23 protein-coding genes are annotated in these 24,968 nt (G+C 50.4%); 2 read left to right on the top strand and 21 right to left on the bottom strand.

The genetic code is table 11. The features are described 5' to 3' along the window. Positions 1 to 74 precede the first annotated feature (74 nt). The gene (locus tag ACLTOQ_RS14855) at positions 75 to 1,370 is read left to right on the top strand and encodes a tyrosine-type recombinase/integrase (RefSeq protein ID WP_412319786.1); all 1,296 of its coding nucleotides are present in this window, start codon (positions 75 to 77) and stop codon (positions 1,368 to 1,370) included. A 168-nt stretch (positions 1,371 to 1,538) separates the two neighbouring features. On the opposite strand, the gene ACLTOQ_RS14850 is transcribed toward ACLTOQ_RS14855, so the two are convergent. The 4 genes from ACLTOQ_RS14850 to ACLTOQ_RS14835 form a co-directional block, all read right to left on the bottom strand. Next, the gene (locus tag ACLTOQ_RS14850) at positions 1,539 to 2,354 is read right to left on the bottom strand and encodes an alpha/beta fold hydrolase (protein ID WP_412319784.1); all 816 of its coding nucleotides are present in this window, start codon (positions 2,352 to 2,354) and stop codon (positions 1,539 to 1,541) included. A gap of 48 nt (positions 2,355 to 2,402) precedes the next feature. Next, complete coding sequence (locus ACLTOQ_RS14845) at positions 2,403 to 2,600, bottom strand: hypothetical protein (RefSeq protein ID WP_412319782.1); 198 nt, start codon at positions 2,598 to 2,600, stop codon at positions 2,403 to 2,405. Positions 2,601 to 2,666: 66 nt separating this feature from the next. Then, positions 2,667 to 3,113, bottom strand: a complete 447-nt coding sequence (locus ACLTOQ_RS14840; RefSeq protein ID WP_412319826.1) for a hypothetical protein — start codon at positions 3,111 to 3,113, stop codon at positions 2,667 to 2,669. 44 nt (positions 3,114 to 3,157) lie between these two features. Continuing rightward, a complete protein-coding gene (locus ACLTOQ_RS14835; RefSeq protein ID WP_055274563.1) occupies positions 3,158 to 3,760 on the bottom strand; it encodes a Type 1 glutamine amidotransferase-like domain-containing protein in 603 nt (200 codons plus the stop codon). 312 nt (positions 3,761 to 4,072) lie between these two features. Between ACLTOQ_RS14835 and ACLTOQ_RS14830 the strand changes: the two genes are divergently transcribed. Further along, positions 4,073 to 4,309 carry a DUF6061 family protein gene (locus tag ACLTOQ_RS14830; RefSeq protein ID WP_412319779.1) on the top strand — a complete coding sequence of 79 codons (237 nt, stop codon included), beginning with the start codon at positions 4,073 to 4,075 and terminating at the stop codon, positions 4,307 to 4,309. Positions 4,310 to 4,430: 121 nt separating this feature from the next. Here ACLTOQ_RS14830 and ACLTOQ_RS14825 read toward each other — a convergent pair whose 3' ends face one another. The 17 genes from ACLTOQ_RS14825 to ACLTOQ_RS14745 form a co-directional block, all read right to left on the bottom strand. Further along, on the bottom strand, positions 4,431 to 4,574 hold the full coding sequence (locus tag ACLTOQ_RS14825) for a hypothetical protein (protein ID WP_412319777.1): 144 nt from the start codon (positions 4,572 to 4,574) through the stop codon (positions 4,431 to 4,433). After that, positions 4,558 to 5,409 (bottom strand): MarR family transcriptional regulator, encoded by an 852-nt coding sequence (locus ACLTOQ_RS14820; protein ID WP_412319775.1) that lies wholly within the window; start codon positions 5,407 to 5,409, stop codon positions 4,558 to 4,560. The genes ACLTOQ_RS14825 and ACLTOQ_RS14820 overlap by 17 nt, the downstream gene beginning before the upstream one ends. 815 nt (positions 5,410 to 6,224) lie before the next feature. Then, positions 6,225 to 7,802: an ABC transporter ATP-binding protein gene (locus ACLTOQ_RS14815; RefSeq protein ID WP_412319773.1), complete on the bottom strand. Its 1,578-nt coding sequence runs from the start codon at positions 7,800 to 7,802 to the stop codon at positions 6,225 to 6,227. Between the two features lie 43 nt (positions 7,803 to 7,845). Beyond that, positions 7,846 to 8,478 carry an L-2-amino-thiazoline-4-carboxylic acid hydrolase gene (locus ACLTOQ_RS14810; protein ID WP_412319772.1) on the bottom strand — a complete coding sequence of 211 codons (633 nt, stop codon included), beginning with the start codon at positions 8,476 to 8,478 and terminating at the stop codon, positions 7,846 to 7,848. Continuing rightward, positions 8,475 to 9,401: a ketopantoate reductase family protein gene (locus ACLTOQ_RS14805; RefSeq protein WP_412319771.1), complete on the bottom strand. Its 927-nt coding sequence runs from the start codon at positions 9,399 to 9,401 to the stop codon at positions 8,475 to 8,477. Before ACLTOQ_RS14805 ends, ACLTOQ_RS14810 begins: the two co-directional genes overlap by 4 nt. Next, complete coding sequence (locus tag ACLTOQ_RS14800; RefSeq protein WP_412319770.1) at positions 9,398 to 10,240, bottom strand: class I SAM-dependent methyltransferase; 843 nt, start codon at positions 10,238 to 10,240, stop codon at positions 9,398 to 9,400. The genes ACLTOQ_RS14805 and ACLTOQ_RS14800 overlap by 4 nt, the downstream gene beginning before the upstream one ends. Before the next feature lie 11 nt (positions 10,241 to 10,251). Further along, on the bottom strand, positions 10,252 to 11,025 hold the full coding sequence (locus tag ACLTOQ_RS14795; protein WP_412319769.1) for an alpha/beta fold hydrolase: 774 nt from the start codon (positions 11,023 to 11,025) through the stop codon (positions 10,252 to 10,254). A gap of 10 nt (positions 11,026 to 11,035) precedes the next feature. Next, positions 11,036 to 11,530: a hypothetical protein gene (locus ACLTOQ_RS14790; RefSeq protein ID WP_055267102.1), complete on the bottom strand. Its 495-nt coding sequence runs from the start codon at positions 11,528 to 11,530 to the stop codon at positions 11,036 to 11,038. Next, on the bottom strand, positions 11,530 to 12,231 hold the full coding sequence (locus ACLTOQ_RS14785) for an L-2-amino-thiazoline-4-carboxylic acid hydrolase (RefSeq protein WP_412319768.1): 702 nt from the start codon (positions 12,229 to 12,231) through the stop codon (positions 11,530 to 11,532). The genes ACLTOQ_RS14790 and ACLTOQ_RS14785 overlap by 1 nt, the downstream gene beginning before the upstream one ends. 51 nt (positions 12,232 to 12,282) lie before the next feature. Then, positions 12,283 to 12,966 (bottom strand): class I SAM-dependent methyltransferase, encoded by a 684-nt coding sequence (locus ACLTOQ_RS14780; RefSeq protein ID WP_412319767.1) that lies wholly within the window; start codon positions 12,964 to 12,966, stop codon positions 12,283 to 12,285. A 44-nt stretch (positions 12,967 to 13,010) separates the two neighbouring features. Beyond that, complete coding sequence (locus ACLTOQ_RS14775) at positions 13,011 to 13,916, bottom strand: alpha/beta hydrolase (protein WP_262587063.1); 906 nt, start codon at positions 13,914 to 13,916, stop codon at positions 13,011 to 13,013. 12 nt (positions 13,917 to 13,928) lie between these two features. Further along, positions 13,929 to 14,534 carry a class I SAM-dependent methyltransferase gene (locus ACLTOQ_RS14770; protein ID WP_262587061.1) on the bottom strand — a complete coding sequence of 202 codons (606 nt, stop codon included), beginning with the start codon at positions 14,532 to 14,534 and terminating at the stop codon, positions 13,929 to 13,931. 4 nt (positions 14,535 to 14,538) lie between these two features. Then, positions 14,539 to 15,153, bottom strand: coding sequence for a class I SAM-dependent methyltransferase (locus tag ACLTOQ_RS14765; protein ID WP_412319766.1), 615 nt, complete (start codon positions 15,151 to 15,153; stop codon positions 14,539 to 14,541). Positions 15,154 to 15,625: 472 nt separating this feature from the next. Beyond that, positions 15,626 to 16,837, bottom strand: coding sequence for an ATP-binding protein (locus ACLTOQ_RS14760; protein ID WP_349174581.1), 1,212 nt, complete (start codon positions 16,835 to 16,837; stop codon positions 15,626 to 15,628). A gap of 427 nt (positions 16,838 to 17,264) precedes the next feature. Beyond that, positions 17,265 to 23,366 (bottom strand): hypothetical protein, encoded by a 6,102-nt coding sequence (locus tag ACLTOQ_RS14755; RefSeq protein ID WP_412319765.1) that lies wholly within the window; start codon positions 23,364 to 23,366, stop codon positions 17,265 to 17,267. After that, positions 23,321 to 24,199, bottom strand: coding sequence for a hypothetical protein (locus ACLTOQ_RS14750; RefSeq protein WP_412319764.1), 879 nt, complete (start codon positions 24,197 to 24,199; stop codon positions 23,321 to 23,323). The genes ACLTOQ_RS14755 and ACLTOQ_RS14750 overlap by 46 nt, the downstream gene beginning before the upstream one ends. A 65-nt stretch (positions 24,200 to 24,264) precedes the next feature. Next, positions 24,265 to 24,968 (bottom strand): LuxR C-terminal-related transcriptional regulator (locus tag ACLTOQ_RS14745; protein ID WP_412319763.1); only part of this gene is annotated, 704 nt, incomplete at its 5' end.

Below are 24,968 nucleotides of genomic sequence, written 5' to 3'. Positions count from 1 at the left end.
GTCCATAAGATACCTACACGCAAGAAGCATTTCATCAGTTCCGATTGTCGAATATCGAAAGGAGAAACACGATTATGGCAAAAGGATCTGTAAGAAAAAAAGGAAAGAAATGGTACTACCGCTTCTATGTAGAAGATCAAAGTGGCAATCTGGTTCAGAAAGAATATGTTGGAACAGAAAGCAAGAGTGAAACGGAAAAACTGCTCCGTCAGGCAATGGATGATTATGAGAATAAAAGATTTGTTGCTAAGACGGATAATCTCACTGTAGGAGATTTACTTGATTTATGGTCTGAGGAAGAACTAAAAACAGGTACATTAAGTAATGGAACTGTTGAAAACTACCTTGGTGCAATCAGAGTTATCAAGAAACATCCTATTGCTGACAGAAAGTTAAAGAATGTTACTGCGGAACATTTACAGTCATTCTTTGATTTACTGACATTTGGTGGCGAATATCCGGATGGAACTGTCAAAAAGGGCTACAGCAAGGATTATATTCATTCATTTTCCGCTGTATTACAGCAGGCTTTCCGATTTGCAGTATTTCCAAAACAGTTAATTACTTTCAATCCAATGCAGTATATCAAGCTGAAAAAACAGGCAGAGGATGTGGATTTATTTTCGGATGATGACATTGAGGAAGGTGTTCAGCCAATCTCACACGAAGATTATCAGAGGTTAATAAAATACCTTGAAGAAAAAAATCCCCCAGCAATACTGCCAATTCAAATAGCATATTATGCAGGACTTCGTATTGGTGAGGTTTGTGGTCTTACATGGCAGGATATTAATCTCGAGGAACAATACCTGACTATCAAGAGAAGTATCCGTTATGATGGAGCCAGACACAAGAACATCATTGGACCTACCAAACGTAAAAAAGTAAGAATTGTTGATTTCGGAGATACTCTAGCAGGCATACTGAAAGAAGCAAGAAAAGAACAGCTTAAAAACCGGATGCAGTATGGTGAACTCTATCACCGCAATTACTACAAAGAAGTGCAGGACAAAAACAGAGTGTATTATGAATATTATCATCTGGATGGAACACAGGATGTTCCTGAAGAATATAAGGAAATATCCTTTGTATGCTTAAGACCGGATGGTTGCCTTGAATTACCAAGCACACTTGGTCTTGTGTGCCGGTCAGTTTCCGCTAAACTAGATGGATTTGAAGGATTTCATTTTCATCAGTTGCGACACACCTATACAAGCAACTTGCTTTCAAACGGAGCTGCTCCAAAGGATGTGCAGGAACTGTTAGGACACTCAGATGTCAGTACCACTATGAATGTCTATGCTCACTCCACCAGAAAAGCTAAGCGTGATTCAGCAAGGCTTCTCGACAAGGTGGCAGGCAATGACTAAAAGAAATTTCCCTTATTTCCCTCACGATTATCTCACAAGGGCAAAAATAAGGGAAAATACATATCATTTCACTATTTAAGAGGCTGAAAGCCTTGAAAAATAAGGAAAGTTCAGGAAATCTCTCCGCAAATTCCGATTTTCTCAATTCTCCAAACTTGAAGTTGTCTGTTATAAAATATCAGCAACAAATTCCTCTATCAAACGATTCACCTGTTCGGGTTTGTCTGTATTGGAATTGTGTCCTGCTCCTTCGATCCACGTCAAAGGAATTTTCGCATTGCGATGCCATGCTTTGTTGTACCGTATACACGAACCAGCGTGATCTTGTGTGCCGCACATCAATAATGCGGGACACTTGATTTCATACGGCAGATTCTTTTCCATGGCCGCTGCCAAAATACGAAAGCCATGTCCAGCAATTTGTGCATAGCGTTTCTGGTTTCCGTCATAAGTCAGCATCATTTCACGCATGAGGCTTCTACCATATTCAGTCGTGGCAACGCCTTCCGATCCCGATTTCAGGAGCCATTTCCACAGATAATGAGCATATACCGGCTCCATCCGTTTCAAAAGCCATATCTCAACTGCCGTCACATAGCTTCGTTGCAGCGGTGCAGAATCAATGGAGACAAAGCCTGTCATTTTGTCTGGGTAAAGCTGCGCATAAGCCTGTCCCACATATCCACCCATAGACTGCCCGACAATAACAGGCTTTGCAAGTCCTTCTTGGTTTAAGATATCATCCAGCCATTTTGCCTTGTCGAACAAATCAAAATCAAACCGAAACGGCCATGAGGAAGCGTGTGCCGGTGCATCCCAGACGATAACATTATACCTGTTCTCGAAATACTGAATCTGCTTATCAAACAATCTATGGTCTGCCGTCAATCCCGGTAGAAGAACAAGCGTAATTGTATCCGGGTTTGACACGCTTGCCCAATAGTGAATCGTTCCGCATCGAGTATGATAAGTTTTTTCTTTCATTTGGCTTCCCTCCACAAATTCTAATTTCTTAGCAATACAAACAGAAAATTATTTATCATTTGTATTTGTTTGATTGTTTTCCTTTTTCTTATGAGTCGAACCTAAGCAAAGAAATGCGGAACCAAGACTTAACCATACTATAGCCATAGTATTTTCATTTCCACTCATTAAGCCAATAGCTGAGGCTATCAAAAACAGAACTGATGCAACATAAAATAAGATTGATTTGTTTATTCTTTTTTTCATCAACTCTCCTCCAACTCCCGATTTTTCGTTCTCTGCGACTTCCCAATAAACGGGAATTTGTAAATATCATTTTACATTTTTATATGAAACCACAATATGACTTGGTGCAAATAATACTGATGCAATAATCAATAGCACTGACCTACTCATAATCCCACTAAATAAGAACAACATTGAAGGAATAATAGAAAGTGCTAATGCTCTGAAAACGCTGTTTTTCTTAAAACATATAATCCAAATAGCACAATAAAGCATTACTAATATGGTATCTACAATCAGATATAGTGCAAATGCTTCGTCAGACCACCACCCGAACCAAGTTCCCGGAATATTGATTATCATGAATCCGAAACAACCCAATCTCCCTACTTGTTCTGCGACCTCAACATATTTATTGTTCCACGTATTATCAAATCCATCTTTGCACTTAATCGCAAATACAACATTGGGTATCATAATGACTGCAATAAAAATCAGCCCAAAAACATTAAACCATTCCATATTATCTACCATCACAAACTTCGATTTTCTCAATTCTCCAAACTTGAATTTTCAAATTAGTCTTTGCAAATAACCTTTGAACCTTCACCATCGATTACAATTCCCTGACGGTTGTTAATTGGGCATAGATTCAAATCCGAAAATTCAGTCATTATTTTTTCAGTAACTTTCTTAAATGGTGCTGTAAGATAATGCGGAAGAACATAGAAATCAATCAAATCAAGCCCTGCATCATCTTCTTGTGAGTAGTCCTCCGGCTTTTCATCCATTTGTTCAATATATTGGATAGTTGGAGCGCATATAATCGCACCCGCCGATTCACCGATCATCAGTTTTCCCTTTTCCAATTCCTTCTTCAATAGCTCATCCGTTCCCGTTTTACGGAGCTGATCCATAAGGAAGAAAGAATTTCCACCAGTAAAATAGATCACATCCGCATCTTCAAAAACGGACTGTATCGTTAAATAAGCCTCCGTTGAAATATCAATTTCCGTTACGGTTGCTCCCAGTTTATTGAATAGCTTTCGAGCCGAGCCGACATAACCGGTATAGCCTTCACGCAGCGAAGCTGTGGGAATAAATGCGACTTTCTTGTTATCAATTTCTTCTTTTATCAAACTTCCTACACTTGAAAAGTGCGAACATAAAAACAGTTTCATTCATATCCTCCTTAATAAATTCCGATTGAGATTTCACCTGTTTTAAGAAATTTAATAACTGTTATATTTTGTTATTAAATTCTCCGCAAACCATTGAAAACACTGGATTTGTCGCAGGTGAGCTTTCCCTTATTGTTTCCCTTGTGTTATATCGTCCCACCAGTGTTTACGAACTCTGATAAGGGCAAATACAAGGGCAAGGAAAATCTATAAAACAGTATAACACAAAATAAAAGTGACATGGTGAACTGATTGAAATGCTTCTAATTTTTGTCGCAAATGATTGATTGAACAATAAGGAGATAGGATACGATGAGAACAATATTTGCAGAATACAATCCACAACGAAACAGCATTGACATTTATACAAATGTTGGCTATATGCTTCGCATTGACTGCTGGGAGGCCGAAAAAGATTTAAAAACCACGCCTGGATCAGACTGTGCATTAAATGCACTTGCTATTGACGAACCACTGGAATATGCAAGATTATATCTTGATGGAAATTTACAGATGTGGGTTGATGCAGAAGATTCACTTGAACTTTAATATTTCCTGTTAAACATATGATAAAAGTCCCCCTTATTACTTTTGTTGCAATGCTCATATCCCGCCTGTTTTACATATTCCCAAAATTTCTTTCCGAAATTTGCGTCAACTGCCTCTATAATCAAAACAAGTCAATATCCTTTGTCGCACGGAAGTCCAATCCCTCCTCCGTCATCAGAATGTCACACGCAGTTCCACCAATGATAGCATATTGTTCTTCACTGCCCTTGAACCATTCCTTAAAGCTATCAATTCCTGTAACCATCTATCTTCCTCCACAGTTCATTCAACATTTCTTCTACTGCTTCTTCAACCCGTTCATCTGCATCTTCTCTCAATGCCAATGCCAACGAAAGTTCGTCTACGACATTTCGCGCAGACAATTTTCTGGGATTGTATCTCCACATCTCTACGGCCACTTGCACCTGCGAATTCTGCAAGCTATTGGACATAACATCTTTCCATTGAGAGATTCTTTCTGCCGCATAACATCTGACATTCGGTGTGTTCAGCATGGAATACTCTGCCAACGCCGAATATCCACTTTCCAACAGCTCTGTTCCCACCAATTCTTTCGGAATATAAACCGTTCGTTTTATTGGATTCAGCAACTTATCTCCTGCTTTTTGGAACAGTGTTTTCGGAGAATCCTCAGATTGCATGATCCTCTGCACACCGACTTTTCTGATATGCAGCAATCCCATTTCTTCAAGCTGTCTTGATGCCCTTGATATAGAAGTAGGTGTCAGTTCCAAGTCTTTCGCAGCTTGACTTGTAGATGATTCCTGTGCGCCTCCATAAATGAAATGCAGTAGAAGCATCTGCGCCGATGGAAGTATTTCTTCCCGTGGCTTTTTTTCGGCGCTGCACCGTTCCTGCAAATACACTGCCATAAAGGGCAAGTAAATTTGCTTTCCCTCTACAATAAAAGGAATCTTCTCACGAATCAAATATTCTTTCTGGCGAAAACTAAGTTCTTTTAGCACCAGCACAACAGGCACGTTCTCATTTTTCTGTATCCGAGCAATATGTTTTTTCAGTACTTCAATCTGCTCCAGTTCTGTCTTAGGATAAAGAAAAATCATCTTCTGTTCAATCATTGACACCATCCTTAAACGGTACCTTGTGGCTATAAAATTGGGCAAATGCTTAAACTCCACATCATCATAGGTAACCTTGACTCCCAGAACTTTATCGAGATATTCCATGTCATCACCTGCAATCTTAACTCTTTTTCTGTATTATAACTCTTTTTAAGTTAAGATGCAATATTTGAGTTAAGAGCAGTTAAAAATCAACATTATTAAAAATTATTTTTACAAAAAAAACCGATGCAACATGAGCATTACACCCACACTGCACCGGACATTCCATCATCAACTGCTCTGTCTATTTTCTTCTTCCTTCTGCACTTCCTGCTCATGCAGCTGCTCTTTTTTCTACTCGTCCCCTTTCAGGATTTCCTGCACAGTCTCCTGTGCTCCAGGCCAATCCTGCATACAGGACAGTTCGATCAGCAAATCACTCATGATCACTCTATCATGGGCACAGCCAATGATAAGTCCTATGACACAACCCATGATAACTTAGAGGATGACACCCATCAAGATATCCACCAAGTTAGCCACCAAGATTCTACGCCGTCAGCAGTTATTTTGCACCTAATCCCCCATTTCCAACTCGTTCAAAAGCGAATCCTGCGGAAGCGAGTCAAACACATCATTCTCGACCGCACAGCGTAAAGAGTCTGTATTTCGTTTCAGTACATCCGATGCAAAAACAGCAGGAACTTGATATATGCCTTCCTCCAGATGTTTACATAAAAACACATAACTATTCTTTGGCAGGTTCAAATCCAGCATATCTGTATCCCGTGCTGTACACAGGGCTCAGACCGTTTCGCTTTCCTTCTCTGTTATGCCTTAATCAACGACCAGCCTTGGCTCTTAGTCTGGAGCTGTACCATGTGGGCAAAAATGCCGCCCTTATGCAGCAACTGTGCAGGCGCTCCCTGTTCTGCTACTGCTCCATCTTTGAGCACCACAATCTTATCTGCACTGGAAACAGTGCGCATTCGGTGAGCAATAATGAGAACCGTTTTATCCTTGATAAGTCGTGACAGTGCTTCCTGAATGGCAGTTTCGTTCTCCACATCCAAACTGGCTGTGGCCTCGTCCAGCAGGATGATAGGCGCATCCTTCAGAAAAGCACGGGCGATGGAAATGCGCTGACGCTCGCCGCCGGAAAGAGCGCAGCCATTCTCGCCGATGTTGGTGTTCCACTTGTCCGGCAGCTTCTCGGCAAATTCCTCGCAGTTTGCCAGCTTTGCCGCCGTAAGGACCTCCTCGTCGGTGGCACCTTTGCGCCCCAGACGGATGTTTTCGAGGATTGTGTTGTCAAACAGGGTCACATCCTGAAAGACGATGGAATACAGGCTCATGAGTTTTTCCGGGTCGATTCGGGAGACATCCATGCCGCCCACGGTGATACTGCCCTTCTGGTAATCCCAGAACCGTGCTGCCAGCCGGGAAACAGTGGTCTTGCCGCCGCCGGAGGGGCCTACAAAAGCCACGGTCTGCCCCGGCTGAATCTCCAGCGAAACGCCCTTGATGACCTCGGTTTTTCCGTCGTAGCTGAAATGCACATCCCGCAACGTGACAGAGGAATCCTTCGGGTACTGCGGAACAGCCTGCACCTGCATGGGCGCCGCCTCCAGCACCGAGTCGATGCGTGCCAGCGCATCCGCTACCACCATCTTGCTCTCGCTCATGTACATCATACGGGTCAGGGTCAGGGAGATCACCGGCGTAATGATGATATAGAACAGCAGGTTCAGCAGGAATTCCGGCGTGACACCGTGTGCCGTGAACAGCAGCCCGCCCGCGATCAAAAAGGCGAACACGCCGTTGACGGCGGCGGTGTAGAACATCATGGGCAGGCGCAGGTCTTTGGTGTAGGAGATGACCCACTTTTCGTATTCGTCAATGGTGGCCTTGAACTTTTTGAAGGAAAAGACCGACTGCCCGAAGGTCTTGACCACCGGGGTTGCGATGGCGTTATACTGATCGGGCAGCTGGTGGGCAAGATAGGTCTCGGCGGCTCCGGTGCTTTCGTGGATGATCTTGCGCAGCTTGCCGCTGCCAAAAGTTTCGGCAAAGCCCAGCGGCAGCACCGCCAGATGCTCCGACACCGCCAGCCGCAGATTGGTCGCCACCCGGAACGCTGACAGATGGGAGCACATCAGCGCCGCAATGTAAATGAGGTAGGACAGCACTGCGAATAGCACTGCCATCCAGCCGTAATGGGGGATGTTCACCGCCTGCGCATAGTCCGGCGCGGCGTTCAACACATCCCGCAGGATCTTCCAGATGTACACAAAAGGCACCAGCGCCACCAGCGCACTGACCGCAGACAGCACCCACGAAGCGTAGGTGAAATATCGGTAGTTCCCGGCGTAACCCATCAGCTGGGAAAGATCGGACTGTTTTTTCACGGAAAAAACCTCCTTCAAAAAAAATTATGCAAAAATCGCAGCGTTACCCTTTCTTTTTGTACCCGCAGTCGCAGTAGGGCCCGCCGGAGGCAAGGGTATACTGCCGCACAAAATTTGTCACACCGCCCGCTTCGCTCATGGTGTAGTCCAGACGGCACAGGGCGGGGGTCAGGTCGTACAGACCCAGCTCCTTCATCAGCACACAGATGCCGCATTTGGTAAAGCGTCCCTCGTAGCCGCTGCCATCCGGGTATTCGTAAAACTCCATGTTCCACGAATAGGGGTTGCGGTCGGCGGCTTTCAGGGCGGCAGTGGCTTTCATAGCGGCAATATCCTTTGGGGTGAACTTGCTTTTTCCGCTTTTGCGGCAGAACCACTGCATGGGCTTTGTCATCATGGATCTTGCGTAGTAATCCGTCAGCCTGTCCACCTCTGGGCGTTGCGGCATGGAGAGAATGAACGCGCCGAGCATTGCGCAGTTGACGATGTTCATCTTGAAGCGGTCCGCTTTTTCAAACTCCGGCAGCCTGCGGATGATCTGCTGGTATTGCGGCTTTGCCTTTTTCGTGATGGCTTTTGCGGTAGCTACATCATAGCCCAGCACAGTGGTCAGCTGCTTTTGAAAGGAACCGGCAAACAGCACCCACATTCCAAAGGGCATTCCAGCGTATTTCATTGCAGATACCTCCCGGCTTCCGCTTCCAGTGCCTGCCACACCGGATAGGCTGCACCATGCTCATCGAAAAACTTTTTGAGATCCCGGTTTAGTGCGCTCATTTCGTCGATGGCGTTCATGGCATGGTCGGAGGCGCAGAGTTTCCCCAGCGAGGTGGCGCACATCAGCTTGAAAAAGCGCAGGCAGGTCTTGCGGTATTTCTCCCCTTCAAAGTCTGCATCCTCCTTGGGCAGAATGGTGTGCCCGGCATCTCGGATGGCGCGGTATCCCTCGATGTTGGCATCCAGCAGACGGTTCAGGTACGCGGTATCTCCCCTGAGCTTTTTCAGGTCGCCGTCTGTCTTATAGCAGGCGAAGGCCGCAGGCATCACAAACGCGGCATGGCAGAGCAGATAGTCCTCCATGTTCGGCTCGTAAACAACCTTATATTTTGTGCCGTGGAAGATGCGCCCGATCAACTGTTTATTGGAGATTGCACCCGGCAGCTGTCCGATGGTGATCTTTTTCAGGTCGATGGAGACCACCCGGTCAGCCTCCCGATGCCCGGCAGAAAGCGCAAAGGCAAACAGGACGTTCTTTTCCGGCAGTGCCGCCGCCAGCGCCCTCGCCTGCACATTGTTCCCCACAAAAACGATGTTCTTCGTCCGGTTCGCCCGCAGCGTGTCCAGAACGGAATCCAGCTGTGTATAGCGCAGGACCACAAAGATCACATCGTACATTGCATCCGGTGCAAGTTCAGTCACCACCGGAATGCGGCTGACCGAGGTGCGGAGCGAAAATTTGTCCTTGATCCGCAGGCCATTCTGCTTGATCTCCGCAGCCCAGTTTCCCCGCGCAAGCAGAGTGACATTCTTTCCGGCGCGCAGCAGATTTCTTGCCAGATTGCACCCCAGAACGCCTGCACCATATACCAGAATTTTCATAGCTTGCCTCCAAATCCGATCTTCACGATCTGCATTTTCATCCCGTTGTCCCCGACCTTGGCGAGAAATCGGAAAAAGCCGCTGACGGAAGGGTCTTTCAGGTCGTTGTAGCCCATCATATAGCCCCTGCTGGATACTTGCAAACGGCTGTCCCATGGGGAAAGCTCGCTTTTCGCATCCGAAACCGCGAAATATGCTCCCACATCCTTGATTTTCGCCGTCCTGAGCCACGTTTTGGCGATCATCTTCACCGCCGTACGGTTGGCAGCATCAAAGACCAGCACTCCGCCGGGGAAAGCGTCCGCCATCCCCTGCACCAGTTCCCGAACCTGCTCCGTCAGGAAGTAATAGAACACCCCGGAGGCAAAGAACACCGCCCCGCCGGAGGCATCGATCTTGTCAAACCATGCGGGGTCTTTCAGGTCGCAGGGGATGTTTTGCTCCCGCTCCCCGGCGGGCAGCAGCTGCTGCCGCAAGGCGATCACATCCGGGAAGTCCAGATTGTAGATTTTACAGCTGCCGTTGTCGCAGGCTTTGCCGGTGTTATCCAGCCCGCAGCCCAGATTGACCACTGCCGCATTGGGGTGAGATTTCAGGTAATCCCGCACCTCAAAAGCAAGGTCATTCTGCCGCATGGCCACCTCCAGCGCACCGAAACGCTGCATCAGGCTGCGGGAATTTTTCTCTGCCTCTGAAAAGTCGTAGTCGATCTGGTCGATCAGACGCACCGCCGTTTCGTCCCGGTAAAGGTTCGGATACAGTTCCGAACACAGCTTTCGGGAATACAGCGGGAGGATCAGCGTCTCCTGCACGGTGTTTTTCTCGATTTTGTATTTCATATCGGGTCCTCTCACTTTCTGATAAACGGCAGCTTCGGCATACCGTCCTGCCCAGCGATAAATGCCAGCATTTCAGCAAAGCCCTTTGGATCACGAATCTGATATTGCATGTGATCGTATCCCTCAAATACGGGGTAATTGCCGCAGGGATAGGCTTCTATCACCGCTTGACGGTATTTGAAATGATCTTCTATGCTGCCAAACTCGAAATAGAGATGCTTTTGCAGTTCTTCGGAAAGTGCTGGAAAGGGTTTATCCTCCAGGCTGTCCAGAATCTGTCGCCGCAAATTTGTGTAGGTCAGATTTTTCCCAGCGTCTATAAAATACGACTTTATGGAATCGTCGTCACACCACAGTATCTTTTTCAGCGTACCGCCCTTCGACCAATATAGGCTCTTGATGGCAAAATACAGAAACGGCGTCATGATACGGCGCGTGCCCTTTCCGATTTGGGCGAACTGCCCGCCGTCAAAGAAAGCGTGCTCCACAGGCAGCTTCGTCTGCGTCAGAAACGCCATGGCAAGGTCTGCACCGATGGAAGAAGCGACCACCATCGCCAGCCGCTCCACGCCCTGTCGATGCAGAAAGTCCTCCACCTGCCGTATTTCGTCCTGCTTGCTGACATATTTCTGCCCCTCGCAGTAAACGGTGGAGGTGGGCAAGATGCAGAAATATCGATCCTGCAAATACCTCGCAATCGGTTCGCTGCTCGCTCCTGTCACACCCATTGCATGAAAGAACAGCACGGCAGGATTCCTCCTGTCGCCATATGTTTGAAGCAGCATTTCTATCACCTCATATTTTCATAAAAAGCATCATAATCGCCGCCAGTGCTGCCGAAATGACCGCCATACCAATTGTGCCGAACAGCCACTTTTTGCCCTTATCCTTGGCTGTAATGTAGGGTTTCAGGTCTTCCGTTCCCGGAATTTCCCATGCGTTCGTATGTCCTACCCAATAGCCGTCAACCCAAAATCGGTCTATGAGATTCATAACGGACAGTATGGCCAGCAGCTGCCAGAAGCCCTGAACGAAGCCCTTTGCGCCGTTGAGCGCATAGACGCAGACCAGCACATAGGCGATGTATCCGGGGACGCAGACAGCTTTGAAAATCAAAGCATTTCGCTTGATTTTCGCGTGTGTTGTAAGTCCCAGCGTTACGCACCGCTCCTGCACCTCCTGGCTGTAAAGATGCACCATGCCCACCGCGCCCTTGCGGATACCGATGGCGCAAACCAAAATGAGCAGAACGCCCAGCCCGATGCCTTCCAAAATCACCTGTAAAAGCATTACCGATTCCTCCTGAAGCCCGCCTCATCCCGGTATTCGGGATGTCCCTTCAAGTACGGGTCTTTATCGCCGCAGATGGTATAGTCGCATCGGCAGCCGTCCACGCAGGTGGTCGTCCGCACGAGCTTGGCATGGAGCAGTTCCATGGACGCATAGTCCACATTGCACAGGGCGGGCATGATGTCCGTAAGACCGTGCCGGATGGCGAACTCCGCCGCCGGACACGACGTAAACTCATAATAAATAGGCTTGCCGTTTTCGTAAGGCGCAACCGACATCTCGTAATCGTGCCATTTGTCGCAGCCGCTTTTCGCACGAACAAACGCCCTGTACATCAGCTTCCTCCAGAACGGCTTGTTGCAGTCCACGAATTTCAGCTTGCGGAAGGTCGGCAGGATCAGATTTTCCTCCATCTCTTCAATTTCACGGAACGAAGTAATTGCTTTGCAGACCACATAATAGCTCATGATGGCGATGCAGTCGTAGGTGCCGCCTACGCTGTTGTGGAAGTTCTTTTTGCCGCCCAAGTCGGTGCGCCAGTCGGAGAGAAAGACCGCGTACTGCCGCTGCACCTTTTCCCATACTGTCTCCCGCTCTGCTTCCGGATAGTGCAGGGCGATTTTCGCCAGGATTTCTTTCTTGCAAGGCTTTGAATACAGCACATGGCTTTTGAGGTCGAATAGAAGCTCGTTGTCCTTCATCTGATTGCCTCCCTCCTTGTTCTTTCTTGCGTGCATGAGACCATCTCAGATTTAACCCGCTTTTCGGCAGGCAAACCATGCCATGCTTTTCAGGTTTCCCATGTCCACATCCGTATACATTCCATCCAGCCGTGCTTTCAGACTGGAAACCGTCTCATAGGGCGGTGTGAAAAAACCTGCCTTTTCATAAACATGCCGGACAAACCAATCCGTCCGCTTGTGCTCGCCCATCACATAAAAGCAGCCGCAGAATGTCCCGCCGGGTCTCAAGACCCGGAAAACCTCCCGATAAGCGGCTTCCTTGTCCGGAAAAGCATGAAAGCCGTTCAGCGACAAAACGATGTCGAAAGTATCGTCTTCATAGGGAAGCGCCCCCACATCGCCCTGCCGGAAGGTTACATTTTTCAGGTGCAGGCGGTCAGCCTTTTCCCGTGCCTGCCTCATCATATCGGGCGAATAATCGAGGCAAGTGATGTCTGCCTCCGGCATAGTCTGATAAACCGGCATGGTCAAAATACCGGTTCCGACAGGCACCTCAAGCAGCTTACCGGAGAAATGCTCCGGAATCCCGGACAGTGCCTTTTCCAGATAGGCGTCGTTTTCCGCCTTGTTCATTGCCCACACCAAGCGGCACACCGCTTTCCCACTCAGAGTAGAGCAGGTGATCATGCCGTCATAAAAATTATTCTCGCCGGTCATTCGGTACGCACCGCGAATGGTCTCTTTGCGTTCCATGGGTTTTCCTCCATGTTTCAATCATCACACGACCGTTTCCGGCCTCATTTCTTCAAAATGTCCACGATTTTTGCAAAGTCCTCCTTTGCCTCCTTGAAGATCGGCAGCATACAGTAGCAATGCACCATCTTCGGGCGAGCAGACACCGTATAGGGGACATTTGCGCGTTTGCAGGCTTCCTCAAAGTCCGGCAATGCGCCGTAGAGCACCTCGTCAGCAGAATAGAAGAAGTGAATATCGCCTACGCCGGTAAAATCTCCCCGTGAGCCGGAGAGCATATAGTCCGGTACATTCTCGCAGCCATGCCGCATGAGCTTCTCCACCGTCACCATGAAAGCATAGTCGATGGCGACATCCCTTTCATTGAGTGCCTGCATCCGCGCCATTTCCGCATCGTTCCACGGCACCTCGCCGGGGGATACGGCAACAATGTGCCTTGGCTGCGACAGCGGTTCAGGCTGCGCGTTATTATGTGCCGCAATGCCAAGCGCCAACGCGCCGCCGGAGGAAAAGCCGCAGGTACTGACATTTCCGCCGCCATACAGTGCAATCATTTTTCGATAACATTCGTACACCATTGCGTATGTTTCAGTAATGCAGTGCTCCATGCAGAGCGGGTAAAACGGAAACCACACATCACAGCCGGTCTCGCGGCAGAGCTTGCGCATCACAGGCAGGTCGCCCTTATCGGGGCCGATCACCATACCGCCGCCGAAGAAGTAGAGGATCGCGCGCTCGGACGGCTTCGGATGCTCTCGCACGATCAGGCAGGGAAAGCCGTTTACCGCGATCGTTTCATAATATGCCTTGCGGTCGGTGGGCGTAAAAACGCCACGATGCCGGTTCTGCTTTTCAATTTCCTTTCGCAGTGCATCCTCCGGCAAGGCGAACGCCTTTTTCGCGCCGGAGAGCTTGTATACGCTGCGTAAGATAGATGCAAAGATACTCATGATTTAGCCCCCTCATTTCCACGCCGTAATGCAGAGCCAGCTTTTCTTTTTGTGTATCTGCACATCGTGAAAGCCCGCCTGCTCCAGATACGTCTTCAGCTCGGCGTCCTTGTAGATGGTCATGCCGCCGATGATCTCCGTCCACTTCTTGTCCTTGTCCGTATCGCCGTTGCTTTCGTTGCAGATGAGTAATGTCCCGCCAGGCTTCAGCACCCGGTAAACCTCCCGGAAGCACTGCGGCAGATCGGGCCAGAAATAGACGGTTTCAAAGGCCGTTACCGCATCGAACCAGTCGCCTGCAAAGATCATATTCGCCACGCTGCCTTGCAGAACGGTACAGCGGCCCTCCGCTATGGCGACCTCGTTGACCTTTTTGGATTTCTCCACACTGACGGGGGAATAGTCAATGCCCTTGACAATACCCTCCGGGCATTTTTTCAGAAGTCTCTTGATGTTCGCCCCTCCGCCACAGCCGCAGTCCAGCACCTTGGCGTCCAGAGTAAGCTCCAAAAAGCGAAGTCCCCACCGTGCCACAGGACTGTGCCCCAGGTTCATCATGGCGACCATGATTTTCCCGCCAAGCCCCACAGGCTTTCTGGTGTTCTCAAAAAATGACATCTTATCACACCTCCGATTTCACACATTCCGTATAGGTCAGCGGAAAAGTGGCCTTTAGAACAACACTTTTTCGCACTGTCCAATCATTCTGTTGCAGAAATTTCAGGTATTCTTCACTCGTCCACTTGCTGTGGAGAGGAAAGCCTGCCAGATTCATGAAAAAGGCTTTGACCTTGCCGGGAAATGAGTTTTCTGCGTGCGTAAAGGTAGGCGCGATCAGCACACCGTCATCCTTCAGCACCCGTTTGATCTCTCGCAATGATTTTTCTGGCTGAGGCACAATGTGCAGTGCGTTTGATACGATTACCACATCGAATGATTTGCTCGCGTATGGCAGAGAAAACATATCCTGCACGGAAAAACGCAGCTTCGCAGAGTAATTCCCCCGTTTGGCCTCTGTAATCATTTCCGGAGAGGCATCCGTCGCCTCGATGTGTGCCGCTGATTTTACGATGTGCTTGGCGATCAGCCCCGTTCCGGTAGCCACCTCCAGCACTGTTTTGTCTTTCACGACCGGACGGATCAGCTCATACATTTTCTCGTATACTGCCCTGTCTTTTCGCATAAAGCAGTCATACAGACCTGCATTTCTGTCCCAGAAATTCTTGTGTTCTCGCATTGCTGTCTCTCCTTTTATAGTTAGATTTATCTAACCGGCACGTGCACATTGACAAGTTAGGTTCGGCTAACTCATGTATTTAGGAAAAGCCGCATTTCTGCGGCCTTTCGGCTTATACAAATAGCTTGCTGCAAGCATCACACATCTGTATTTTCAGCCACTGAAGATAACGCCTCTCGATCTATTCCTTATGGAAACAGCCAAAATCTATTTTCACACCATTGCGGTGACTTTTGCCTTCTTATCCATATTATATCGTGCTCGCTTCTTTTTTGCAATGGTATAGTATCTCTATTTTGTCATTTGAAACTTTCAAAAGTAAATTCCACCGGCCGCATGCCCTAATGTCAGATGGAATTTACCATTTCACTGGAATTTAAAATTTCAAGTTATCGGCAAAAAAATATCCAGGTCTCCAATTTCAATCAGAAACCTAGCTATGTAAAAGGGCGGCTCACCGCCGCCCTCATCGTTAATATTCTGCACTCAATAGAAAATCTGCAATGTGCATACTCTTAATGCCTTGGTAATTTCCTCCGGCAAATTCATCGGTTCTTAAAACATACTTTGGATAGTTATCCCGGATTTCCAGCAGTCGTTCATATTCACGCTTTTCTGTTTTTTCGGATTTAATCTCCTGCGTGACCTGCACATACAACCGGTCATTCTGCTTCTGCGCCACGAAATCGACCTCACCATCCGGCGTTTTCCCAATCGTCACGGTATATCCTCGTCTGCAAAGTTCCAGATACACCACATTTTCCAGACTGGAAGCGACGCTGTCCGGTGTGTAGCCCAGCACGCTGTAACGCAAAGCGGTATCGGCAAGATAAAACTTCTCCTGCGTTTTCAGAACCTCCTTTCCGCGCAGGTCGTATCGAGAACAGCGATGAAGGAGATATGCTTTCTCCAACTTTTCCAGATAGCTGTACACCGTTTCATTGTCGATAGAACGATGCTCTGATTTCAGATAATCAGAAATTGATTTTGCTGAGAATGAATTTCCCACATTCGCAAATGTGTACCGAACCACCCGTTCCAGCTGGTCGATCTTGCGAATCTGGTTTCTCTTTACGATATCCGAGAAAATCGTGGAATTATAGATATCCCGGACAATCGTATAAACCTCATCCTGTGAATACTCTCGCAGGTGCGTTGCAGGGAAGCCGCCCAAGCGGATATAGTCTGCCAGTTCAGCATGGATATCCTTTACCTGTGTATACTGCTTTTTAAATTCCAGATATTCCTGAAACGAAAGCGTATAGATACGGAAGGAAACATATCGTCCGGTCAGGTAAGTCGCTATTTCCGAAGACATCATTCTGGAATTGGAGCCTGTCACATAAAGGTCAACATCGTAATCCGTTGCCAGGGAGTTTACTACTTTCTCCCAGCCTTCAATTTCCTGAACCTCATCCAGAAAGAGATACGTTCTCCCAGTTGGATCAAGCTTTTCTTTGACAGCCTTGAACATATCCTTCGCTGTCATATCCTCATAATCCATGGAATCGAAACGCATACTGACAATCCGCTCAGACGGAATGCCATGCTCCTGTTGCAGCTTCTCCATGATCATTTTAAGGACTGTGGATTTTCCGCAGCGGCGAACACCCGTCAACACTTTTACAAAAGGTGTGTCGGTGTAGGCCATAATCTTATCGACGTAGAGCGGTCTGTTTATCATAGGAACCACCTCCATGGTTCCATAATACCGCAAGCGCATAAAAAGTCAATGGATTTTGCGATTATAAACCGCAATTCCTGTTGATTTCCACACTGTCTCATCTTCTTTGTAACGATCTGTCGTTTCATCGTAAACTTTGATACTTATACTGGCATGTCCCATATTTTTTATTTCTATAAATTCTACGTTGCCATCTGCGAATAGGGGGCCTCTGCAATGGCGTTTCACTGCGGCGTAGGGATTCACATACCACAACAGGACGAACACCACCCTGCTTACGGCTATATCCTTCCCACTACCGGGTGGATTCGGGACTTTAACCTTTTAGAAACATGCGCCGCCAGGCGCACAAAGAGAACAGCGCAGCTTTCGGATATTTTCCCGGAAGCTGCGCTGTTTGTTGGCCTTTAAGGCATGATAAAGACAATTACCGTGCGCGTTTTCTCTTATAGTGGACGGCGCCGGCCAGAGTAAGGGTACTTGCCAGCAGGAGGGCGCTCCACAATGGAAGATTGCCGCTGTCTCCGGTGCTGGCGCTGGCAGTGCCCTCGACGAAGATGACCTCGATGGTATGGGTTCTTCCGACATTCTCAAAGGCGTAGGAATTCACCGCGCCGATGCTCTTGCCATCAATCTTGACGTCGGCGACAGCATAGCTCTCATCCGGGGTGATGGTAAAGGTCTGATCTTCGCCCTCGCGGACGCTGACATCGCCGGAGGGAGAAATGGAGCCGCCAGCCCCGGCAGTTGCCTTGATAGTGTAGTTGCTGTAGTCCCGATCGTCCCCAACGCTATCAGCGGTGATCTTGGTGTCCTTGGGCTCACCGGCGGGAGTGGCCGGTTTAATCATGAGCACGAAGGGGGCGCTGGTAACGTCGTTGTAGTCCTTGTCCCCCGCCTTGGTTGCAATGACGCTCACGGAGCCGACCTTGGCCGGAGTCAGAACGCCAGTATTGGGATCAATGGTCGCTTCGCCGGTGCTGTGAGCAGTGTCAATGCGGTAGGTCACAGCGCCTGTGCCGGAGCCGCCTCTGGTGGTCAATGTCAACGTCTGATCATAGAACACACTGTCCGCACCGATAATGACAAGTGCCTCCTGACTATCCTTTTCTGTCAGGATGATGTTCAGGATGATGGTGAAGTCCTTGTAGTTGTTGCAGGAAGCTTTCAGGGTAATGGTGACGGTGTCACCGGCCTTGCCGCCGGAAATCGCGTAGGTCAGCAAACTGCCGTCCGCTGCAAAATCATGCTTGGTAAGTGTGATATTCGAGCCGTTGCTGACGCTGTATTCGCTATTATAGCTCCACACTTGTCCGCCGGGAAGCCCCGACCAGTCTGGCGTGTAGGTATGCACGGAAGCGTCCGTGTACTTCTGCGTCAGCTCGACCGTTTTGAGGCTGCCTCCATCCGCCTTCTTCACCATGCCTTTCAGTTCCATGTTCTCCACCGTGTTGTGGTTGTCGGTGTCTGTCCGGGTGGACTCCGTTTTGAGGCTACTGCTATCCGCCTTGTTCACCATGACTTCAAGTTCAATGTTCTCCACCATGTTGTAGTTGTCGGTGTCTGTCGGGGTAAACTTCGCCTGGAAGGTCTTGGTTACGGTTGAAGCGTCACCCACAGATTTGCTGCTGTCCATCCAGCTCCAACCGTCCGGCAGCTTTATATCCGCAAGTCTCTGACCGGATTTTGCCGTCAGGCCGGTGGGAACGGTGTAGTCCGGCGTTGCCTTTTCTACCACAAATTCACAATACCTGGTATTATGCTCATAGTAGTTGCCCGTCTCGCCGATCCGTGCAAACATACGGTAAGTACCGGCGTTCAGCGCGGGCGGATTACTGATATCCCACGTCTGAACGGAGCCGCTGTCAACAACGGCATAACCGTAGGTCACTTGAGCATTCAAATCACCCGTCCGGTCTGTCAGGGTCGGTGTGCCTGGCGTTTGACCGTAAGTATAGCCCGCCATGCTGACCTTGCCATACTGTTGAGCCTTGTTGACCCTGACCGTTGCGGTGCCGGTTGCTTCCGTATAGGTATTCCCATCCTCCGGCGTGAACTTCCATCCGACATCATGGCCCAACGTACTCGCATCCAGAATCGTATCGCCCGGTTGCTGCCACGAGAAGGTGCCCTTAACGACCGTATCGCCGACCTTCATCGTACCGGTGATCTTGATCTTGCTCAGCGACTCACCGTAGGTGAGTTCGGTAGGCGTGAGCGTCGGTGTACCGGTCAGAACCGGGGTGAGCCTGTTCTTCGCGCTGACGTTGATGGTCAGGGTGATATCCTGATAGTTGCTCGTGGAGATTGTAACAGTAATCGTGCCGAATTGTCCTTCGTCCGTGCCTCTTCTGTTTGCTTCCAGCGTCAGCTCACCGGTCTTGCCGTTTACAAGGGTAACATAGGTACCCTTGCCCAGAGCGGTATCAACCTTCTTGTCATAGATGATCTCGCCGTAGTCGCAGGGAGCAGTCAGCTTCGGCAGCAGCGTCGAGAGGTCAAGGGAATAAGTCTTGTGCAGATCGTTGGTGATGGTCAGCGAGCCAGCCTCTGCTGCGGGTACAGCAGCCTTGGTGATCTCGAAGGTCTTGCCGGCCTCTCTGAGAACATAGTTGCCGCCTTCAACGTCCTTGACGGTCACAGTCGCAGTACCGACATTGGTATTGTTGCTGTAGAAAATCTCGTACTCCTTCGGGTCGATGATGTTGCCGGTGTCGTCCTTGACGGTGACGGTCGGTTCCAGCGCATCGCCGGTGTAGGTGCAGGATGCAACTTCAATCGTGGGCGTCACTTCTTTTGGCGTGATCTTCCACTTGACCGTGGCCTTACCGGTATAGTTGCCGGTACCTTCGATGGTCAGGGGAATGCTGTCATTGGCATCGGTGGCCTTGTCGCCGCTTTTGATAACATAGGTGATTCTTGTTTCATACCAGTTCTCCAGCGTCACGCCGGTAATCTTCGGCGATTGCTCCGCTGCATTGTACGCGAATTCGTATTTTTCCAGCGTGATGGTTGCGCCCTCGATGGACTTGGGGGCGACGTGGACTTTCACTATGTCGGTTACGGCTGCGTATTTCTCGTAGCCTTCCGCCGGGGTGAATATCCAATCGACGTAGCAATCGCCGGTTCGGCTGGGTATATCGTATTTATCCGGCCACGCAAAGGTGCCCTTGACTTCTTCTCCTGTGGTGGGGTCTTTCATCGTGCCCTCGACCGTGAGCCTGCTGTTTTCCAATGTCTGGCGGTAGATGATGCCCGTCGCGCTGATTTTGAAGTCATCTGACTTTACGGGCGTGATCTTCTCGCCAATAACGACCTTGATGGTCAGCTCGAACTGCTGATAGTTCGCGGCTACAACCGGGGCGGTTATCTTGCCGATTTGCTTGTTAACATCTGCGGAGTGCGCGGCCACGATGGGCAGAGTGAGAATGCCGTCGTTTGACACGAACATACCGTTGTTACTGTCGAGGTAGGTGCTATCCGTAAAATGGTAATCGCACCTTTGATACTTGATTTTGCCGTACTCGCAGCCCGGAGTCAGCTTCGGCAGGAGCGTGGCCAGGTTGAGCGTGTAGGTCTTTGCCACGTCGTTGTAAACATACAGCGTGATCTCAGCCGGGGTCACAGTGGCCTGATTGATCTTAAAGCGGTCATCCTTGGAGGTGAAATTGAAGTTGACCGATCTGACGTTTGCCGCCTTGCCCTCGAACGCGTAGTTGGAATCTGTGAGCGTCAGGGTGAAGGAAATGGCCTCTTTCGTACCGGCGTCCGGCGAATCCTCATAAATAAATCCATCCTGCTGCATGGTAAAGCGGGCGTCCGTGATCCTATAAACGCTCCCGGGGATGGAAATCATGCTGCCCGCAGCGCCCAGGAACGCCAGATTGGTCTTGGGAAGCGTAACGCTTGCGCTGCCGTCGTAGGTCTTGGAGACGGAAGCGACGTTGCCGATGCCTTTGATCTTCACCGGGCTGATGGTTACTTTTATGGACTTAGCAGTGGTGTCATTGTAGCCCTCAGCTCCTACAACTTTGTAATAAACCGTGTATGTTCCGGCATCGGTGGCGGCGGGAATGGCAGTACTGAAGCCGCCGCTCGTGCCCAGACGGTACTGCATCTCGCCGTACTTTGCGTCCACGCTGCCCGCCGTGACGAGTAGCTGCTCATTGCCGTTGTAGGTCAGGGCGTTTGCCGCGGGCGCGGTGATCGCGCTGTCCGGGGTGGCGGCCTTGATGACGGTCAGCTTTTTGTGTCTGCTCGTCACCGAATAGCCGTCCTTGGAAGCGGTGAAATAAATATCGTAGGTTCCGATTGTGTTAGCGTAAAGGTCTACAACGTAGTGCCAGCTGCTGCCGATCTTTTTATATTCCGCTTTCTTCTGGCTGTATGTGGGATTGTTGTTTCCAACGTTTTCTCCGATGTAGATGTATACATCCGCACCCTTCCCATTGCAGCCGGCACAGAGCTGGACGGTCGTTCCGCGCTCCACCTTCGGCGAGTTACCGGTCAGGTTCTTGCCATCTACCTTCAGATTCAGGGTCTTGGTGGTGATAGGCAGGCTATTGATGATAACGTTGTTCAACTGTGAACCATTGACATCATCCGGGGCATACCACTTGTGGGTGCCATCCGCGTTCGTGACTCTGAAGCCAAGGCGGGTAGGCTGCTGCAGGATATTCTTCCACTTCGTGGTATCGGCCAATGTCAATTTGCCGATCACGGCGGGATACCCCGTCCCGGCGAGTTTTGCTCCCCTGTGGGCAACGACCGCATCAATGCTGGCTGTGGTGTTGTTTTGTGTGTTGCTGAAAGTGGTGGTATTGTTGCCTGTAGCCGCCTTGACCGTCACCGTACCCTTGATGCAGTGTCCGTTCAGGTTAAGTCCCGTGTCCTGCGTACCGTCGATGGTATAATCGCCGGTCACATCGGCCAGCAGCTGAAGAGTCGCGCCACCGTCTCTATCTGCATCAATGGCTGTTTGTAGGTTGGTAAATCTCCGCCGCAGGCGACCGCCCTCACCATCGTTCAAGGCTACTTCCGCCACCGCGGGCGCGTTGCAGTAGGGGCAGGCAGTGGCGTTTTCGTCAAAGCCGTTCTTGCCGCCGTGGGCGCAAGACTTTACCACTAGGTCGCAGGTCTTGGAAGCGGCTTCCTTCAGCGTGAGCTGCGTGTCGCTGCCCTCACGGTAGTAAGCAAGCCCCGCTTTCCGGGGAAGCAGATCGCCCAATACGATGCTGTTATTCAGCTGCAGACCTTTTCTCAAAATCCTTCCGCCGTACAGCTCGACTGTGCCGCCCCAAACCTCCAGCTGGAGCAGGGTGGTGCTGTCATTCTCCGGATCAAATACCAGCGTACCGCCGTCCCGCACGGTCACGCCCACTGCGCCGTTGCCGCCGCTGCTGTCAATGACCGTCAGATTGCCGGTGCGAATCTGGCTCGTGGCCGTAAGGCCGCCGACATTCAAACTGTACCCACTCAGGCTATGTCCGTTCAGATCCAGCGTGAGGGTCTTGCTGGCATATATGCCGCTAGGAAGCATCCCGTTTGCCAGCAGCCGTACGGTCTGACCGTCAGCTGCCGCATCCAGGGCGGACTTCACATCGGTATAATAGGTTTCACCGATGCCAGCCGCAAGCTGCGTCCCGCAGACCGTGCACTTGCCATCTTCACCGATGGTGCTCACGCCCTTGGTGTTCGTGTGGGTGCAGGAAAAGCCGCAGGCGCACTTGTTGTTCACCATGGTGTGAGTGTGTTCTTTGACCGTCACATCTTGCAGAGAATCGATCTTGCTGCCGTCCTGCACGGCGTTGTCCTTATAGAAGGCATAGCCCGGCGCCAGCAGGGACATGGGCGGAATGTTGCTGCTTACACCCGTATTTCGAATCGTAGAGAAGGTGCCGCCGCTGATGGCGATGGTCCCACCGTTATTACGGAAGTTTACATTGCCGAACGTGCCGCCTGTGATTGTCAGCGTACCGTCGTTGAACCAGAAACCCGCGTGCGTTGAGCCGCCGGAGACGGTGACGGAAGCGCCCTCGCCCACCGTGAGACCAAGCACCGTGCCGCCGCAGACAGTCACGCTGCCGCTGTTCCCGTTACAGGTAAGCTTGCCTTCGCCAGAATCTCCAATCTGACCGCTCTGAATCTCCAGTGAACCATTTACAAATTGGAGGTCTTTGATTTTACCGTGGGAGACATCTTGAATGTTATCTACGATGGTCAGGTTGCCATCGGTGGATTCCAAGATTCCGCCTTCCTCGTCAGGAACCACCTCGCCCACTTCGAGATAATCCACCGTCCAGCCGTTCAATTCCAGCGTCAGCCGTTTGGTGACGACAGCCAGTGTGGAAAGATCGCTGGCTTCGACGTCGCTCCAATTTGTCGTATGGTTCGACAGCAGCTTGACGGTGTCGCCGTCCTGCGCCGCGTTCAGCGCCGCCGGGAGGGATTCGTATGTACCGCCATCCGTGCCGTCCGCTTTTGTCACGGAAGCCGCCTTAACGACCGCCTTGTTGACCGTGAGTTCCACGGTACCCGACCGTTCCTCATCGTAGTTCTTAGTCTCGCTGGACTTGGCATAAACGTAATATGTGCCGGGCTCGCTGATTGCAGTGTTTTCGTCGATTGCAGGAATGACATCACTGCCCTCATACTCCGAATTCCCAGCGAATGTTTGGTACTGCGTATAGTATATGTCACCGCGGCGTCTTCCGGAGCACTGCTGACAGACAGCAGCGGAAGAAGCTTTTCGCCCACCGTGCAAGTCGTCTCGGAAAGAGATACGGTCAGATTTGGATAGGCCTTGTTGATGGTGCCGCTGATCGTAAACGTTTCCTCGCCCGCCTTGAGCTTGTACTTCGCTGCGGCCTCGCCGATCAGCGTGACCTCTACAGTGACGGTATGATTACCCGCGTCCGCAGAATCGAAGGCCTTCTTGGCGGTAAAGTCCGTTCCTTCCGTGAGTTCAAACGTATTTGTGCCGTCCGTGAATTGCGGTGTGCCGAACGAAACCATGCTGCCGTCCGTCGTACCGTCATAGCTGCGGCCAATGGAATCGGGCTTTCTTACGAACCAGATCTCCGTAAGCGTGTTCGTTTCGGAATTGGACTGTTCGCCTTCGCCCGTGTTGGTCGACTGCCCGTTGCCTTCGGTCGTGGCTTCTTCCTGCTCCTCCTGCACGATGGTGCCGCCCTCCGACGCGTCCTCCACCGCCTGTTCCGATGTGGCGGGCGTAGTTTCTTCCTGCTCCTCCTGCACGATGGTGCCGCCCTCCAGTGTGTCCTCCGCCGCCCACGCGGGCGCGGGCAGGAGCGTTAGACACAGCGCCAGCGCCATGAGCACACTCAATATTCGTTTTTTCATGTCTTTCCTCCTTGAAAAATCGTCTTGCTTTTATGTGGAAATCCGACATCTGTCGGATGATGTTTTTACAGGTTGTCCGGCACTAAATGCAGCTTCTTCGCGGCGGTCTTGGCCTCCGCCCGGCGCTTCACGTCCAGCTTGTCGAGGATGTGGCTGACGTGGGTCTTCACTGTGGACAGCTTCACGTCCATGATCTGCGCGATCTCGGTGTTAGACTTGTCCGCGCAGAGCAGATGGAGAATTTGCAGCTCCGTGGGCGTCAACTCCTCACCGGGGGCAAGGCGGGGTTCGAGGAAATGCGGGTAGAACGCCGCCTGCGTCCGCACCGCCGCCATCAGCCGTTTGCGACATGCTTTGTCGCCGTCCCAGTCCAGCGCTTCCAGCAGCGGCAGCACCGCCGTGCCGTATACGCTGACGGTGCGGATGAAGCGGTACTCCGCCGCCGCGTCCAGCGCCGCCGTCAATCGCTCGCGCCACCGCTCGTCCTTCTTGCGGTGCAGGGCGATGGCAGTCAGGACATTCAGGTGAATGCCGTCGATGTTGCGGGCGCAGTTTTGAATGTACGGTTCCAGAGGGGAGAGGGTCAGCTGCGCCGTGTCCGGTCTGCCGTCCTCCAGCTCCACCATGGCCTGGGTGAGATACTGATAGCGCCGCATGACGTTCAGGTGCGTGGGTTCGCACGGGGCTTTTTCCCGATACCATGCGTCCGCTGCGTCAAGGTCGCCGGTGTGCATGTCAATACGGCAGAGCATGGCGTCCATATTGGGCA

Source organism: Gallintestinimicrobium sp. (assembly GCF_046968865.1).
Lineage (GTDB): Bacteria > Bacillota > Clostridia > Lachnospirales > Lachnospiraceae > Gallintestinimicrobium > Gallintestinimicrobium propionicum.
This window is presented reverse-complemented; position numbering and strand designations above follow the sequence as displayed.

Coding starts and splice junctions, on each gene's coding strand:
- ACLTOQ_RS14850 (WP_412319784.1), bottom strand. CDS start 2,354: ATGAAAGAAAAAACTTATCATACTCGATGCGGAACGATTCACTATTGG.
- ACLTOQ_RS14770 (WP_262587061.1), bottom strand. CDS start 14,534: ATGTCATTTTTTGAGAACACCAGAAAGCCTGTGGGGCTTGGCGGGAAA.
- ACLTOQ_RS14840 (WP_412319826.1), bottom strand. CDS start 3,113: ATGGTAGATAATATGGAATGGTTTAATGTTTTTGGGCTGATTTTTATT.
- ACLTOQ_RS14750 (WP_412319764.1), bottom strand. CDS start 24,199: ATGAAAAAACGAATATTGAGTGTGCTCATGGCGCTGGCGCTGTGTCTA.
- ACLTOQ_RS14835 (WP_055274563.1), bottom strand. CDS start 3,760: ATGAAACTGTTTTTATGTTCGCACTTTTCAAGTGTAGGAAGTTTGATA.
- ACLTOQ_RS14830 (WP_412319779.1), top strand. CDS start 4,073: ATGAGAACAATATTTGCAGAATACAATCCACAACGAAACAGCATTGAC.
- ACLTOQ_RS14785 (WP_412319768.1), bottom strand. CDS start 12,231: ATGAAGGACAACGAGCTTCTATTCGACCTCAAAAGCCATGTGCTGTAT.
- ACLTOQ_RS14845 (WP_412319782.1), bottom strand. CDS start 2,600: ATGAAAAAAAGAATAAACAAATCAATCTTATTTTATGTTGCATCAGTT.
- ACLTOQ_RS14855 (WP_412319786.1), top strand. CDS start 75: ATGGCAAAAGGATCTGTAAGAAAAAAAGGAAAGAAATGGTACTACCGC.
- ACLTOQ_RS14810 (WP_412319772.1), bottom strand. CDS start 8,478: ATGAAATACGCTGGAATGCCCTTTGGAATGTGGGTGCTGTTTGCCGGT.
- ACLTOQ_RS14780 (WP_412319767.1), bottom strand. CDS start 12,966: ATGGAACGCAAAGAGACCATTCGCGGTGCGTACCGAATGACCGGCGAG.
- ACLTOQ_RS14790 (WP_055267102.1), bottom strand. CDS start 11,530: ATGCTTTTACAGGTGATTTTGGAAGGCATCGGGCTGGGCGTTCTGCTC.
- ACLTOQ_RS14795 (WP_412319769.1), bottom strand. CDS start 11,025: ATGCTGCTTCAAACATATGGCGACAGGAGGAATCCTGCCGTGCTGTTC.
- ACLTOQ_RS14765 (WP_412319766.1), bottom strand. CDS start 15,153: ATGCGAGAACACAAGAATTTCTGGGACAGAAATGCAGGTCTGTATGAC.
- ACLTOQ_RS14800 (WP_412319770.1), bottom strand. CDS start 10,240: ATGAAATACAAAATCGAGAAAAACACCGTGCAGGAGACGCTGATCCTC.
- ACLTOQ_RS14760 (WP_349174581.1), bottom strand. CDS start 16,837: ATGATAAACAGACCGCTCTACGTCGATAAGATTATGGCCTACACCGAC.
- ACLTOQ_RS14825 (WP_412319777.1), bottom strand. CDS start 4,574: ATGGTTACAGGAATTGATAGCTTTAAGGAATGGTTCAAGGGCAGTGAA.
- ACLTOQ_RS14820 (WP_412319775.1), bottom strand. CDS start 5,409: ATGATTGAACAGAAGATGATTTTTCTTTATCCTAAGACAGAACTGGAG.
- ACLTOQ_RS14775 (WP_262587063.1), bottom strand. CDS start 13,916: ATGAGTATCTTTGCATCTATCTTACGCAGCGTATACAAGCTCTCCGGC.
- ACLTOQ_RS14805 (WP_412319771.1), bottom strand. CDS start 9,401: ATGAAAATTCTGGTATATGGTGCAGGCGTTCTGGGGTGCAATCTGGCA.